Here is a 15,325-nt window from a genome sequence, read left to right on the forward strand (position 1 = left end):
TTAATTCCCTCATTAAATTGTATGACCTTGTTACTAGCAGGAGACATCGGCGGCACTAAGACTATTTTACGGTTAGTGGAGGTATCCAACTCACTGGACTTACAAACTGTCTATGAAGAAACTTACCGCAGTGGAGATTTTCTGGATTTAGTACCCTTGGTGCAGCAGTTTCTCAGCCAGGCTAATACACCAGTACCACAAAGAGCCTGTTTTGCCATAGCCGGGCCAGTGGTAAATAACACAGCCAAGTTAACTAACTTAACTTGGTTTATTGATACCGAACGTTTAAAACAAGAACTAAGTATCAACTCCATGTGCCTAATCAATGACTTTGCGGCGGTGGGTTACGGCATTTTCGGTTTAAGTAAACAAGATTTACTCACCTTGCAACCTGGTAAACTTCAACCAGAAGCACCCATTGGTATTATTGGTGCTGGTACCGGCTTAGGACAAGGATTTTTAATTAAACAAGGTAACTACTATCAAGTCTTTCCCTCAGAAGGTGGACACGCTGACTTTGCCCCCCGCAGTGAGTTAGAATTTCAAATATTGAAATACTTACTGGATAAACACAATATTCAGCGTGTTTCTGTAGAAAGGGTGGTGTCTGGACAGGGAATAGTGGCAATTTACCAATTTTTACGTGACCGCAAACTCTCCAGCGAATCACCAGAAATCGCCCAAATCGTCAGAACTTGGGAACAAGAAGCAGGACAACAGGAAAAAACCGTTGACCCAGGTGCTGCTATTGGTAAAGCTGCACTAGAAGGAAGCGATCGCCTATCATTACAAACCTTAGAATTATTTGTAGACATTTACGGAGCCGAAGCAGGCAATCTTGCTCTCAAATTACTACCTTATGGCGGCTTATATATTGCTGGTGGCATTGCCCCCAAAATATTACCCCTAATTCAAAAAGGCACTTTTCTGTTAAACTTCAGCCAAAAAGGAAGGATGCGTCCCCTGATGGAGGACATACCTGTGCATATTATACTCAATCAACAAGTGGGGCTAATTGGTGCAGCTTTACGTGCAGCTAGGTTGTAACATCATTCACTTATTTAAGTGTAGGGGAAAAAAAAGGGAGAGCTGTTCGCCCACCCCAGAAAAATTTAAGAGAATATTGCGTTGCTAATTAACCCAACAAAGCTTTAGCCTTAGCTAAAACATTATCAACGCTAAAACCAAATTTCTCCATACAAACACCACCAGGAGCAGAAGCACCAAACCGATCAATGCTCACAGTGTCACCTTCAATACCAACATACTTATGCCAGCCGAAGCTACAAGCAGCTTCTACAGCCAAACGCTTGGTAACAGCTTTAGGTAGTACAGATTCTTTATAAGCTGCATCTTGTGCTTCAAACAAATCAGTAGAAGGCATGGAAACCACGCGAACTTTTTTACCTTCGGCTGTGAGTTTTTCCCCTGCGGTCACACAGAGGCTAACTTCCGAACCAGTACCAATTAAGATAATATCTGGGGTGCCTTGGCAATCTACCAATGTGTAAGCACCCTTGGCAACATTCTCAACAGATGTACCTGCTAAGTTAGGAACAGCTTGACGGGTGAAAGCTAATAAAGTAGGAGCGTTTTGTTTTGCTTTGGTAATTGCCACCTTGTAAGCGCCAGAGCATTCGTTACCGTCGGCGGGGCGAATTACAGTCAAGTTAGGAATGGCACGCAAGGAAGCCAAAGTTTCTATTGGTTGGTGTGTGGGGCCATCTTCACCTTGTCCAATAGAGTCGTGAGTCATTACCCAAATTGCTCCCACTTGGGACAAAGCAGACAAGCGAATGGCAGCACGCATATAATCTGTGAAGATTAAGAAGGTGGCACCATAGGAAATTAAGCCAGAACCATGTAAACCAATACCGTTACAGATAGCACCCATAGCGTGTTCCCGAACACCAAAGTGAATGTTGGGGTTTTGGTATTGTCCTTTTTGGAAGTCCCCTTTGCCCTTGAGTTCAGTTAAGTTAGAGTGAGTCAAGTCAGCAGAACCACCGATTAACTCAGGTAAAACTGTAGCTAATTTATTCAAACAAGTTTCTGAGTGTTTGCGGGTAGGTAATCCTTTATCTCCAGCAGTGTAGGTAGGTAGAACTTGATCCCAATCTTCGGGTAGTTTGCCACTGAGGTAACGTTCAAATTCTGCTGCTTCTTGGGGATATTTGGCTTTGTACTCAGCAACAGCCTTGTTCCATTCAACTTCGTAGTTAGCGCCACGTTCCACTGCTTTGAGTGTGTGATCGAGAACGTCTTGAGGAATGACGAAAGGTTCGTGTTCCCACTTCAGTTCCTTACGAGTTAATGCAACTTCCTCTGGCCCCAGAGCAGCACCGTGAACACCGGCAGTGTTAGCTTTATTGGGAGAACCATAACCAATGGTGGTGGTTACCTTAATCATAGTGGGCTTGTCAGTGACAGCCTTAGCTGCTTCAATGGCTTTGGCAATGGCCTCTAAATCGGTATTACCATTTTCAACGTGTAGAACGTGCCAACCATAAGCTTCAAAACGTTTGGATACATCTTCCGTGAAGGCTACGTCTGTAGAACCATCGATAGAGATGTGGTTGTCGTCATACAAAGCAATAAGTTTGCCCAAGCCCAAGTGTCCCGCAAAAGAAGCAGCTTCACCAGAAACTCCTTCCATGTTACAACCATCACCCAAAATTACATAAGTGTAGTGGTCAACAATCTTGGCATCTGGTTTGTTGAATCTAGCAGCTAGATGAGCTTCTGCCATGGCTAAACCAACAGCATTAGCAATACCTTGTCCTAAGGGACCAGTAGTAACTTCTACACCTGGTGTTTCAAAGTTTTCTGGGTGTCCTGGGGTTTTAGAACCCCATTGACGGAATTGTTTAATGTCTTCAATTGTGACGCTATCGTAGCCTGTCAAATAGAGCAGAGCGTACTGCAACATAGAGCCATGACCGGCTGACAAGACAAAGCGATCGCGATTGAACCAACTGGGATTTTTGGGGTTAAACCGCATAAACTGGTCCCAGAGGACAAAAGCCATAGGAGCTGCGCCCATCGGCAGTCCTGGGTGTCCCGATTTAGCTTTTTCTACAGCATCAATTGCCAAAAAGCGAATCGAGTTAATACAAAGTTCTTCAAGGGATTGGGTTGCAACAGCCATAATCTCTTATTTTTAACGACGGGTTAGCACTCTTGGAGCTTGTCTTGTAACTGGAGTTATTTTGAATAGTGAGCAGTTAACAGTTAAAGGTTATCAGTTTTATTCATTTAACTTAGTAACTGAATCACTGATGAAAATTTCCCACAGTATCCTCATCATCCCATTCTCCATTGTTGATGAACAAGCGGGGTATCCTGAGATTCTAGTGATAAATCAGGCCAATAATTAGGTTATGCTGAACGCTTGATTTAGCAATAAAGGATATTTGTGATACTTTTCACACAATTATCTCAGAAGACGAGAAAAATCGCAGAGTTGAAAATTTTAGATGTATTTCTTAAAGGCTAGTGTGACATTATGTCCACCAAAGCCAAAAGAATTGGATAGTGCCATCGCCACTGTCTGAGAGCGACTGTGATTAGCCACGTAATCCAGGTCACACTCTGGATCGGGATTGACGAGATTGATAGTAGGGGGAATTTGATCATTAGCGATGGCCAAAACTGTTGCTACTGCTTCAATCCCTCCCGAACCACCCAAAAGATGACCTGTCATCGATTTAGTGGAACTGATAGCGATGTTATAAGCGTGTTTGCCTAAAGCCATTTTCATAGCGGCAGTTTCAGTCACATCATTAGCTGGGGTACTAGTGCCATGAGCGTTAATATAGCTGACCATATCTGGAGTTATGCCGGCATCTTTCAGGGCTAGTTGAATAGCTCTGGCCGCACCTTCTCCACCAGGTACTGGGGCAGTGATGTGATAAGCGTCACAGGTCATACCATAGCCGATCATTTCCGCATAAATACGAGCGCCACGACTGAGAGCATGTCCTAGCTCTTCTAAGACCAGAATTCCCGAGCCTTCTCCCATGACAAACCCATCGCGATCGCGGTCGAAAGGACGGCATGCATGGGCTGGTTCATCATTGCGAGTTGAAAGCGCTCTTGCTGCGGCAAACCCAGCCACACCCAGAGGTGTAATTGCTGCTTCACACCCCCCACAAATCATGGCCTGAGCATAACCATTTTGAATCAGGCGAAAAGCATCTCCAATGGCATTGGAACCTGCGGCGCAGGCGGTGACAGCACAGCAATTAGGACCTTTTGCCCCAGTGTGAATCGCTGTTAGTCCTGCCGCCATATTGGCGATCATCATTGGTATCATGAACGGACTACAGCGGTCGGGTCCACGGTTGAGGTAGATTGTTTGCTGGTCTTCCATCACTTTTAGTCCACCCACGCCGGAGCCAATTATTACTCCCACCTGTTCAGCGTTTAGTTCATTAATAACAAACCTGGCATCAGAGACAGCTTGTTTAGCTGCTGATACGCCAAATTGAGCGAACCGATCCATGCGCTTGGCTTCCTTGCGATCCATGTAAGCCATTGGATCAAAGTTTTTGACCTCACCAGCTATGCGGCAATCATGCTTAGACGCATCAGCATCGAATAATGTGATTTTGTCAATGCCATTGCGTCCACTTAACAATCCTTTCCAATACTCATCTGGTGTGTTACCAATAGGTGTAATCGCGCCAACACCAGTTACAACAACGCGTTTACGTTTATAGTCTGTCATTGCTTAGTTCAAATTAGCGAGAAAGCTGCAAAAATGGGGAATGGGGACTGGGAAGCAGGTATTGGAAGAATCCCGATAATAGTTTATTAAGAAAACTTTGATCTATATCCAATTATTACCAGTAATTAATACTCAGTACCCAATCCCCAATGCCGATTTAGGCGGATGCAGCAACCTTATTGTTGATGTAATCCACCGCTTCTTGAACCGTCGTAATTTTTTCGGCGGCTTCGTCGGGAATTTCGATATCAAATTCTTCTTCCAGTGCCATAACTAATTCAACCGTATCTAGGGAATCAGCCCCCAGATCATTAGCAAAATTAGCTTTTGGTATAACTTTGTCCGCATCCTCAATACTGAGTTGTTGGACAACAATTTCCTTGACCTTTGCAAAAATTTCTTCTTGACTCATACGATAAACGTCCTTGACCAGTTGCTATTATGCGCTCTTGATAGGCAATGTGGTTTTGAGCATATACATCTTATCGGAAAGCGGGATCGCCCGTATACTACCGAGGGCTTTTCCAAAAAAAACTCTCTCCCTAAAGGGCACACTTAGGCTCTGTACCTAATATAACAGATCGACCACTCAAAAACCCCCTGGATTGGAAGATAAGCCACGCCATCCCCTAAAAATTAATGTAAATCTCCCTCATCACCAATTCTTACCAGGATGAATTAAACAGTTATCATCGGGGATAACTCCCCCTATCGAGAAATACTTATATGCTATCTCCTACGCTGAAATACGCTTATTACCCCGGCTGTGTTGCTCAGGGAGCTTGCCGAGAGCTTTACTTATCAACTCGAGCATTGACCCAAGCATTGGGTATTGAACTAATTGAATTGAAAAAAGCTGCTTGCTGCGGTTCAGGGACATTTAAAGAAGATTCCCAATTACTCGAAGATACTGTCAATGCCCGAAATATAGCTTTAGCAGAAGAATTAAATCTACCGTTGCTGACTCATTGCAGCACTTGTCAAGGTGTAATTGGTCACGTCAACGAAAACCTGAAGGAATGTCAAACAAATAATCCTAGCTATGTCCAGGAAATCAATAGTTTGCTGCACAAACAAGGGTGTTCACCTTATCGTGGAACTAGCGAAGTCAAACATATCCTCTATGCCCTACTCACAGATTATGGTTTAGACGAAATCACAAAACGTGTCACTCGCAAGTTAACAGGATTAAAATGTGCAGCTTTTTATGGCTGCTATCTGCTGCGGGGGCAAAAATATATGCCTGATGATGACCCTTTCCACCCTGAAGGTATGGAAAATATGTTTCGAGCAGTAGGGGCAACACCAATTTATTACCGTGGTCGCACCCAATGTTGTGGCTGGCCCCTTGCCAGTTACGCCCCTACCCCATCATTTCAGATGGCTGGGATGCATATTGAAGCAGCCTTAGCTCAAGGTGCTGACTGTATGGTTACTCCTTGTCCCTTGTGTCATTTGAATTTAGATTCTCGTCAACCAGAGGTAGAAAAGGTGATTAACAAGCGGCTAGGTTTACCAGTGCTGCATTTACCACAGTTGATAGCTTTGGCTTTAGGGGTTAGCCCCAAAGAATTGGGCTTAGATCGTCACATTGTTTCTACTCAGCCAGTGTTAGAAAAACTGGGATTTTTAGCAGGATAGACATAGTATAAGGGTTGCATCATCATGTAACAATCCCTCCGGCTTTTAGCCGGAGGATTCTTAGCTCATGGCATCAACAACTTATGGTACTAATCACAAAATCATAGTTATTAGTTTGACCATGTTTGGTTAATCAAAACAGGTTTTTGTTGAGGTATTAACTGTTTCCCAAATTTGGCGTAGAGAGCCGGAATGACTAATAAAGTCAAAGCTGTAGATGTAAATAAACCGCCCAAAACTACAATTGCCAAGGGTTGCAAAATTTCATTTCCAGCTCCACTGGCCATGGCCAAAGGCAGCATCCCCAGTGCGGAAGTGACGGCAGTCATTAGAATGGCGTTCACTCGTTCGAGAGAACCGTTGACAATTACATCTTTGAGTGGCATACCCTCAGCAAACTTATTGTTATAGTTGTCTACCAACAACAAGCCATTGCGGACGGCAACGCCAAAAAGGGTAATAAATCCAATCAAAGAAGCAATGGACATCACACCGCCACTCAAGGCAATGGAGACAATGCCCCCCACCAAAGCCAAAGGCAAATTGAGCATAATGGCGATTGTCGCGGAAAGCGATTTAACGGAGAAGAACATCAACACCGCAATGATTATCGCTGCCAAGATACTAAATACCAGTAGATTATTAGTAGCACGCTGCTCCGATTCAAACTGTCCCCCGTACTGGATGAAGTAGCCATTGGGGAGTTTGATTTTCTGTTTAATTTGGGATTGAATATCCCCGACGACGCTGCCCAAATCCCGCTCGGCAACGTTTGCCGAAACAACTATCAGCCGTGATACATCTTCTCTATTGACAACATTCGCTCCCATACCGTAGTCTACCTTAGCTACAGCACCCAGTTGGATGGTTTGACCAGTGGGGGTAATCAGAGGAATAGAGCGAATGGCATCTAAACTATTGCGGGATTTCTCCGTCAAGGAGACAGAAATATCAATCAACTGCTGATTGTCTGCCACTTGCGACACTACACGACCATTCAGGGCAGTTTCCACCAAGTAGGATAGCTGCTCCATACTCAATCCATAGGTACCCGCAGCCGCGCGAGCGTAATGGATTTGTACTTGACGAATGGGCAGTTGGGGTTCAAGCTGCAAGTCTACAACCCCAGCAATGGGCTGAATCACATCTCGCACTTGTTCCCCAATCTTCCGCAGTTCAATTAAATCAGGACCAAAGATTTTCACCGCTATCGCACTTCTCACCCCCGACAGCACTTCATCCATCCGGTGAGAAATAAATCCGCCAATGTTAGATGCCACACCAGGGAGTTTATTGAACTCTTGGCGCAACTGTTTAATGCTGGCCTCGCGGTCTTGGAGGGCGAAATCACTCAATTCTACATCCACATGAGCCATGTTTACTCCCGCTCCATCTGCATCCCCTGGAGTACGTCCTGCCCGTACTTGCACCCACTCATACAAAGGATTATCTTTGAGCCCACTAGACAGCGCCATTCCAGCCCGATGGGTCATATCGAGGGAAACCCCTGGAAATAAAACCATTGAATTGACCAATGATTTCTCCTGAAATTCAGGCAGAAACACCCGTCCGAGGGAAGGAATAATGGCAAAAGCAGCAACCAACGCTGCCAGTGCCACACCCAGAATAATTTGCGGCCATCCCAGCGAGAGATTTAACAACGGACGATATAGCCGTTCTGCCCAACGGGAAATGAATGTGCCTCCTTGCGGTAGGGTTTGGTTTGCCAGCAGAATTGCACACAGAGCAGGGGAAAGAGTCATAGCCACCAAAGTAGACGCGCAGATGGAAAGCAAATACGCCCAACCCATTGGAGCAAAAATGTTGCCTTCAACACCCGTCAAACTAAAAATTGGTGCAAACACAACTACGATAATTACTGTGGAAAAAATTACCGCTAACCGTACTTCCACTGATGTATCATAAACCACCTGAAAGGGATGCTTCGGGTTGCCTTGGGCCTGATTGGTTCGCAATCCCCGATAGCAGTTCTCCATGTCCACTATTGAGTCATCCACAACTGAGCCAATAGCTACCACTAAACCGCCCAAGGTCATAGTGTTAATGCCCAAGCCAAAAGCTTTCATAAACATTAAGCCAATTAACAAGGACAGAGGAATTGCACTCAGAGTAATTACCGCAGTACGCCAATTCATCAAAAATAACAGCATGATTAGCGACACGATGATGATGCCTTGAATCAGGGAACTGCTGACATTGGCAATGGCAGTATCAATGAAATTAGACTGCCGGAACGTCCGCGCCACTTGCACATCAGGGGGCAATGTCCCCTGCAACCACTGCACCAACGCTTCCACTGCTTTTGTCACCGTGGGAGTATCAACATCAGGCTGTTTGTTAATCATCATTACCACAGCCCACTGCCCATTAAAACTAGCATCTCCCCTCTTCAGTGCTGCCCCCGTTTTGACTTGGGCCACATCTTTGAGCAAAATCGGTTTCCCATCTTGCACCTTCACCACAGATTGCTGCAAGTCTGCAATTGATTTTACCTTGCCAATACCACGCACCAACAGTTCTTGACCACCACCAACGAGAAATCCACCGGGAGCATTAGAATTTGCACCTCTGGCAGCATTGGTCACTTCCGTCAGGGAAACATTGAGCGATCGCAATTTTGCTGGATCAACTAGCACCTGTTCCTGTCGTTCATCTCCACCGTAAACAGTAACTTGGGTGACTCCCGGCACAGACAAAATTTGGTTACTGAGGGTGCTATCCACCAGGCGGCGCAAATCCATCAGCGAGGTTTTCCCTTGGCCATTTACAGTAAAGGCATACTGTAAAATTGTCCCCAAGGGCGATGCCAACGGTGAAATCTCTGGTGGATGCACCCCTTCAGGTAACTGATTTGTCACCTGCTGGAGTCGTTCCGTCACTGATTGCCGAGCTTTATAAATGTCGGCATCCTGGTCAAACACCACCTGCACCATCGACAGTCCGACTTTGGAGGAAGAACGCACCGTAGTCACCCCCGGCAAACCATTCACTGCACTTTCAATCGGCACAGTAATTTGTGATTCTACTTCCTCTGGAGCTAGTCCAATGGCTTCGGTGTGAATATCCACCTGGGGGGGCGCAAATTCGGGAAACACGTCCAGTGGCATCTGAGTGACAGTGAATACTCCCCACACCGTCACTAAAATCCCACAGACAACAATAAACCAACGCTGCACAATTGAGGTTTTGAGAATCTGATTCAGAATAGAGTTCAACATCTCAATTAAAAGTCTCCTTTACGTTTGCGATTACGAGCGATAAAAGTGATCGCTGCCCCCACAAGCACGACTGCACCACCGACTCCTGCTAAGATGCCCATGGGCAATCTACCACTTGCTTGCTGCGTGGTGTTATGGCTATGGGCAGTACCCTGATTGTGTGCCTGTTGATGTTCAACTTCAGTTTTGGGAGTGGCTATTGCAGATGGACTGGCAGAGTTATCGGCAGTTTGGGTTTTGCGGGATTCGGCATAGAGGGACAAACTACCTTGGGTAACAAGTTTTTCGCCAACTGACAATCCTTTGGTAACAGCGATTAGTTCGCCTTTGGTGGCATCGGTGGTAACTTCCACTGGCTCATAAAAATTCTCATACTGCACAAAGACTATCTGTTTACCGTTGGCATCAACCAATGCCGTCACGGGAATCATCACCCCAGATCCAGATTTGGCAGAGGAGGCAATGGGCGTGACTACTATACCTAACAGTTCATCGGTTTGGGAATTAACTTTGACGCGATTAATGCCCCCTGTTGCTTGAAATTCATCACCATGCCCAACATGAGCAAACACAACTGTGGGGGCACTAATGGTTAAACTAGCTGCCAAAATGGAACTTACTAGCATCAAAGGTTTCATGCTCACTCCTCACAATAAATACGGGGTTCAACAAAAGTTCTCCATAGTTTCCCAAAGGGCAGATGAAATCCAGGTGAAATGACAGACGTTTTTGTAAGATTAGGCTCATGGTTGATTCCTTGGAGCAATGCGAATTTTATTGGTGGAAGATGAATCGGATTTGGCACTGGCCATCAAGCAAGTCTTAATTAACGAAAGATATGTGGTAGATTGGGTGGCAGATGGTACTCAAGCATGGTTGTGCTTGGAAAGCCAGTGGACAGACTACACAGTTGCTATTGTTGATTGGCTACTGCCGGAAATGTCGGGATTAGAATTATGTCAAAAGCTCAGGCTACACCAAAATCCCTTACCAGTGCTGATGCTTACTGCTTTGGGTCAGCCGGAAAATCGTGTAGCGGGGCTGGATGCAGGGGCTGATGATTATTTAGTCAAACCCTTTGTCATGGAAGAATTACTGGCACGGTTGCGCGCCCTTCAGAGGCGATCGCCTCAACTACAACCGTCTACCCTGACTGTTGCAGGTTTTACTCTGGATACAGCCAACAATGTCCTACAAGTGAATTCAGATGGATCTACACCCTTAGTCATTCCCCTAACCACCAAAGAATTTCAGCTGCTCATGTATTTAATGCAGAATCCCAATCGCATCATTCCCGGCAGTAAATTGCGTCATCAACTTTGGGATATGGATGAAGAACCAATTAGCAATGTAGTTGCAGCGCAAATGCGCTTACTACGTCGCAAGTTAGCAAATCATGGCTGTCCCTGCCCAATTGAAACTGTTCCCGGTGCTGGCTATCGCTTTAACTCTCAAGTTGATTCTCACCCATGAATAGCTACTCTCTTTTTCGGCGCAGTCGTCTACGGTTAGCCCTTTGGTATGCCGGAGTTATGGGGGTGATTTTGAGTGTTTCTGGCTTGGGGATGTACCGGGCAATGGTACAAACAAACTGGGTAGCAATGGAGCGCGAAATTGAATCAATTGCTGGAACTTTACACGATAGTGTCGAACCACTGTTACCGCCTTCCGAAGAACCGACTGCTGTACTGCAACAAATTTTTCCTGATCTTTGTTTAAGTGGACAACCTTGTAAGGCTAACCCAACACTGATTCAACGGCACACCATCGGCATCAGTGATCGCACCACATATTATATTCGTCTGTTCAATGATCAAGGGAAACTCCTGGCTTTTTCCCCCAATCAACCGTTACCTCTGGGGCCAACTCTCAACCGCAGTTCATGGGAAACCTTTCGCACGGCTAAGGGCATTCGCTATCACCAATTCACCACGATTTTGCATAGTGCCAACACCCATCCTTTAGCTAATGAAGCAAATTCATCCTGGGGCTATTTGCAAATTGGGCGTACTTTAAAACATTTTGATGCAGAAATCAGGCGAATTCAGTGGATTATGGCCATTGGTTTGCCTCTTGCTTTGAGCTTGGTTGCCACTTCCAGTTGGTGGCTTTCAGGATTAGCAATGCAGCCCATTTACCAGTCCTATCAGCAACAGCAACAGTTTACCGCTAATGCGGCCCACGAATTGCGATCGCCTCTGGCTAGTCTGCTGGCAACGGTGGAAGCCATCCTCCGCATACCGCAATCAAATCAACAAGATATGCAAGTAATGCTTCATACTGTTGAGCGTCAGGGACGAAGGTTGAGCCATTTGATTGCAGACTTACTCTTGTTAACTACTCTTGAGCAAAGTTCACTGGAGCAAAACTCAGGGGCAAAACCTTTTCACCCCTGTTGCTTAAATGACTTGGTGAGCGATTTGACCGAAGAATTTTTAGAGCTTGCCACTGCTGCTGATATTAACTTAAACAGCCAAATTCCCACGTGGGAAATTTATGCCCTCGCTAACGAATCCCAACTTTACCGTTTAGTGTCAAACTTGATTGCCAATGCTATCCAGTACACACCCAGAGGTGGATATGTAACTGTTAGCTTAGTCAAGAGTGATTACACTGCTGTCATTGCTGTAAAAGACACAGGAGTTGGCATTGGGCTTGCTGATCAGGAGCGAATTTTTGAGCGCTTTTACCGTGTTGATGGCGAGCGCTCTCGTAAAACCGGAGGCACAGGCTTAGGACTAGCCATTGCTGTGGCCATCGCCCAAAAACATCAAGCCCATCTTAAAGTTGAAAGTCAGGTGGGAAAAGGTAGTATTTTTACACTAGAAGTAAAAACTGTATCTTCTAATACATAGAAACTTATTCAAGCTCAGAATACTCATATTCTGAAGTTATAGTTTCTCAATCCCCTACATCCCCATCCTAAGAAAGCAAGAGGGAAAAATCCCTTTTCATCCTGTTGGTTATTTTCCACCCATAACTAAACAGGACTACTGTTAGGAGTATTCCCCATGGGAAACTCTACTGATTGAGCTTACTTTTTCCCTAAATGGCGTTGCAATTGCTTGAAGGTTTGATACATTTCCGGAAGACGATGATAAATAGCAGATGCTTTGAGATATAATTTGTGAGGAACCGCTGGGATTCCAGAGACAATTTCTCCTGGTGCCACATCATTATGAATTCCGGCTTTAGCAGATGCCATCGCACCATCGCCAATTTTTACTTGATTAGCAACTCCTGATTGTCCCGCTAAAATGACGCGATTGCCAACTTTTACCCCTCCAGCCAGTCCCGCCTGACCAGCCACCGCGCAACCAAAGCCAATTTGGCAACCGTGTCCTATTTGCACTAAGTTATCTATGACTGTGTTGCTACCTATGCGTGTTTCTCCCACCGCCGGGCGGTCAATAGCACTGTTGCAGCCAACTTCTACCTTATCTTCCAGCACAGTATAGCCAGATTGTTCCATTTTCAACCAACCACTGGGGGTAGGTACAAAACCAAAGCCTTCTGCACCAATTACAGCACCACTGTGAATTACGCAATCCCTACCAATGCGAGTACGTTCATGGATAGTGCAGTTAGCGTGTAAAGTGGTGCGATGGCCGATTTGGGCATAGGGATAAATTACTACATTCGGATGAATAATAGCACCATTACCAATTTCCACATTTTGCTGAATCACAACATGAGGACCAATATAAACATCTTGACCAATTTTGGCTGTAGGATGAATCACCGCAGTAAAGTGAATTTCCGGAACAGGACGGTATGGTTGGTAAAAAAGTGCGATGGCTTGAGCAAATAAAAATCGCGGATCTTCCGTCGCTATCCAGGCCATACCGCGTTCTTGTGCTTGTGAGTGTAATGTTTTATCTTGGGGCAAAATCAAAGCACTAGCCTTTGTCTGACTGACATAAGACGCGAATTTTGCTCCCTCTATATAACTGAGATCACCAAGTTGAGCTTCATCTACAGCAGCTAAACCCGTAATTTCCGGGTTTTGGTCTTGGCTAGTAATGAGGCTATTATCTCTGGCACCTTCCCCTAGTCTACCGATAATTTCGCTAAATTTCATTTTGATCTGTGTTCAAGTCTAAAAAGATTGAACCATAGTCAAGGACATTGAAGGTACTCAAGCCAAAATTATTCATTCCGCAACAAAAAGCTAAATCACAGAGCATATCTGCTTTTAGCTGTTTAAATCAATTAATCTATTCCAATAAGGCGGAATTTATGTTATTTAATTTTATTATGTACTTAGTATATATTATCAACTATTTTAAAATTTCTTGATAAAAAATATCACATGAGTAATGAGTAAATTAACTTCTGATATCAACACAGGGTCTTGACTTGCCCTAACTTTGCCCGTTGTCAGTTTAGTTTTAAAACCACCAATTATGATAATAACCGTATTTTAAAACCTTACCTTCCGTGGAGCAGACAACCCCGAAATAAAGTTGATACAGGATAGATTGACTTTAAACATAAACAATTGAGAAACAAATCTCCTTTTCTGAGAACAATATGGTAAATATAATTTCACAAGCCGATTATAAAAGAACTTGGAAACAAGTCAACCAAAACACTCATTATCCAGAAGTGTCTGATCCTCATGATTTCATTAACTTCTGTCCTCAGAACTTGGGTAAAGGATTTCATCGATGGATTCATTTACGAGCAATGGATTTACTGATTATTGATGAAGAATTTTATGATGATTTATATATTGAATCTAATCATTCTGGAGAAAGTCAAGACAATAACATAGAATTTGGGTTTAATTTATCAGGCTCATACTCTCAAAAAAAAAGTGGAGAAAGTTTTTTACACTGGGTTTATACAAACGATAGCTCCAAAATAGGAGATTTTATAATCTTTGCTAAAAAGCGGCGCTTGAAAGTAGATATTCACATAATAAATCCAGATTTGCTGAAAAGTTTTATTTTGAACAATAGCAATAAATTACCCAGGATATTAAGAGACTTGCTAGAAGGAAATAGTCAGCAAGATTTTTTTGAAAGCAACATAATTACTCCAGAAATGTATCTGCCATTAAAGCAGATTATCAATTGTCCTTTTCAGGGGATGATAAAATATATCTACTTGGAAGGCAAGTGTTTAGAACTAATTGCCATAAAATTAGATCAATTGACACAAAACCAGAAACCCACAACTAAATCAATAGTCCTCAAAAAGGAGGATATTGAAAGAATTCATGCAGCCAAAGTAATTTTAATCAAAAATATTAATAATCCCCCCTCATTAATGGAATTAGCTCATCAAGTAGGCTTAAATGATTACAAACTGAAAATTGGTTTTCATCAAGTATTTGGGACAACAGCTTTTGGTTACTTGCATCAGCAGCGGATGGAATTCTCACGTCAACTGCTTTTAGAACGAGGGATGAGTATCAAAGAAATAGCCCGTGCTGTTGGATATGCAAACCAAGGTTGTTTTGCAGCTGCTTTTCGTAAGCGGTTTGGGGTTAATCCCAAATACTATCGACTGGAAAAACTAGCACTGAACCAACCTTAACCCCCCATTAAACCTCTGGGCCACTTTGGGTCAAAAATCAAATCAAACCATTAACCATACTCCTGTTCTCAAAAAAATCCGTTTATCGCCAAAAATAATCCGTCTTGCAGCTGAACAAGTATTTTAAATCACAGGCAAATCATTGTAGTCTTCTTGAAATACATTCCTAACT

General features: G+C 44.0%; 11 protein-coding genes. 5 read left to right on the forward strand and 6 right to left on the reverse strand.

The window, feature by feature from the left end; all coding sequences use genetic code 11:
• Positions 1 to 21: 21 nt before the first annotated feature.
• The gene (locus NWP25_RS15390; protein ID WP_280652299.1) at positions 22 to 1,047 is read left to right on the forward strand and encodes a glucokinase; all 1,026 of its coding nucleotides are present in this window, start codon (positions 22 to 24) and stop codon (positions 1,045 to 1,047) included.
• Between the two features lie 88 nt (positions 1,048 to 1,135).
• On the opposite strand, the gene tkt is transcribed toward NWP25_RS15390, so the two are convergent.
• The 3 genes from tkt to acpP form a co-directional block, all read right to left on the reverse strand.
• The gene (gene tkt / locus NWP25_RS15395; RefSeq protein ID WP_280652300.1) at positions 1,136 to 3,148 is read right to left on the reverse strand and encodes a transketolase; all 2,013 of its coding nucleotides are present in this window, start codon (positions 3,146 to 3,148) and stop codon (positions 1,136 to 1,138) included.
• A 324-nt stretch (positions 3,149 to 3,472) separates the two neighbouring features.
• Complete coding sequence (fabF, locus tag NWP25_RS15400) at positions 3,473 to 4,729, reverse strand: beta-ketoacyl-ACP synthase II (protein WP_280652301.1); 1,257 nt, start codon at positions 4,727 to 4,729, stop codon at positions 3,473 to 3,475.
• Positions 4,730 to 4,886: 157 nt separating this feature from the next.
• Positions 4,887 to 5,141: an acyl carrier protein gene (acpP, locus tag NWP25_RS15405; RefSeq protein ID WP_280652302.1), complete on the reverse strand. Its 255-nt coding sequence runs from the start codon at positions 5,139 to 5,141 to the stop codon at positions 4,887 to 4,889.
• Positions 5,142 to 5,455: 314 nt separating this feature from the next.
• Between acpP and NWP25_RS15410 the strand changes: the two genes are divergently transcribed.
• Positions 5,456 to 6,370 (forward strand): CoB--CoM heterodisulfide reductase iron-sulfur subunit B family protein, encoded by a 915-nt coding sequence (locus NWP25_RS15410; RefSeq protein ID WP_280652303.1) that lies wholly within the window; start codon positions 5,456 to 5,458, stop codon positions 6,368 to 6,370.
• Between the two features lie 110 nt (positions 6,371 to 6,480).
• Here NWP25_RS15410 and NWP25_RS15415 read toward each other — a convergent pair whose 3' ends face one another.
• Positions 6,481 to 9,609, reverse strand: coding sequence for an efflux RND transporter permease subunit (locus tag NWP25_RS15415; protein ID WP_280699724.1), 3,129 nt, complete (start codon positions 9,607 to 9,609; stop codon positions 6,481 to 6,483).
• A gap of 5 nt (positions 9,610 to 9,614) precedes the next feature.
• Positions 9,615 to 10,247, reverse strand: a complete 633-nt coding sequence (locus NWP25_RS15420; protein WP_280699726.1) for an efflux RND transporter periplasmic adaptor subunit — start codon at positions 10,245 to 10,247, stop codon at positions 9,615 to 9,617.
• Between the two features lie 127 nt (positions 10,248 to 10,374).
• Between NWP25_RS15420 and rppA the strand changes: the two genes are divergently transcribed.
• Together rppA and rppB are read left to right on the forward strand one after the other, a co-directional pair.
• Positions 10,375 to 11,082, forward strand: a complete 708-nt coding sequence (rppA, locus tag NWP25_RS15425; protein WP_280652306.1) for a two-component system response regulator RppA — start codon at positions 10,375 to 10,377, stop codon at positions 11,080 to 11,082.
• The gene (gene rppB / locus NWP25_RS15430) at positions 11,079 to 12,464 is read left to right on the forward strand and encodes a two-component system sensor histidine kinase RppB (RefSeq protein ID WP_280652307.1); all 1,386 of its coding nucleotides are present in this window, start codon (positions 11,079 to 11,081) and stop codon (positions 12,462 to 12,464) included. Before rppA ends, rppB begins: the two co-directional genes overlap by 4 nt.
• A 179-nt stretch (positions 12,465 to 12,643) precedes the next feature.
• Here rppB and lpxD read toward each other — a convergent pair whose 3' ends face one another.
• Positions 12,644 to 13,690, reverse strand: a complete 1,047-nt coding sequence (gene lpxD, locus NWP25_RS15435; protein ID WP_280688131.1) for a UDP-3-O-(3-hydroxymyristoyl)glucosamine N-acyltransferase — start codon at positions 13,688 to 13,690, stop codon at positions 12,644 to 12,646.
• A 452-nt stretch (positions 13,691 to 14,142) separates the two neighbouring features.
• On the opposite strand from lpxD, the gene NWP25_RS15440 reads away from it, so the two are divergent.
• Complete coding sequence (locus NWP25_RS15440) at positions 14,143 to 15,153, forward strand: helix-turn-helix transcriptional regulator (protein WP_280652309.1); 1,011 nt, start codon at positions 14,143 to 14,145, stop codon at positions 15,151 to 15,153.
• Positions 15,154 to 15,325: the final 172 nt, after the last annotated feature.

Source organism: Umezakia ovalisporum Ak1311 (assembly GCF_029891685.1).
In the GTDB taxonomy this organism is placed as follows: Bacteria; Cyanobacteriota; Cyanobacteriia; order Cyanobacteriales; family Nostocaceae; genus Umezakia; species Umezakia ovalisporum.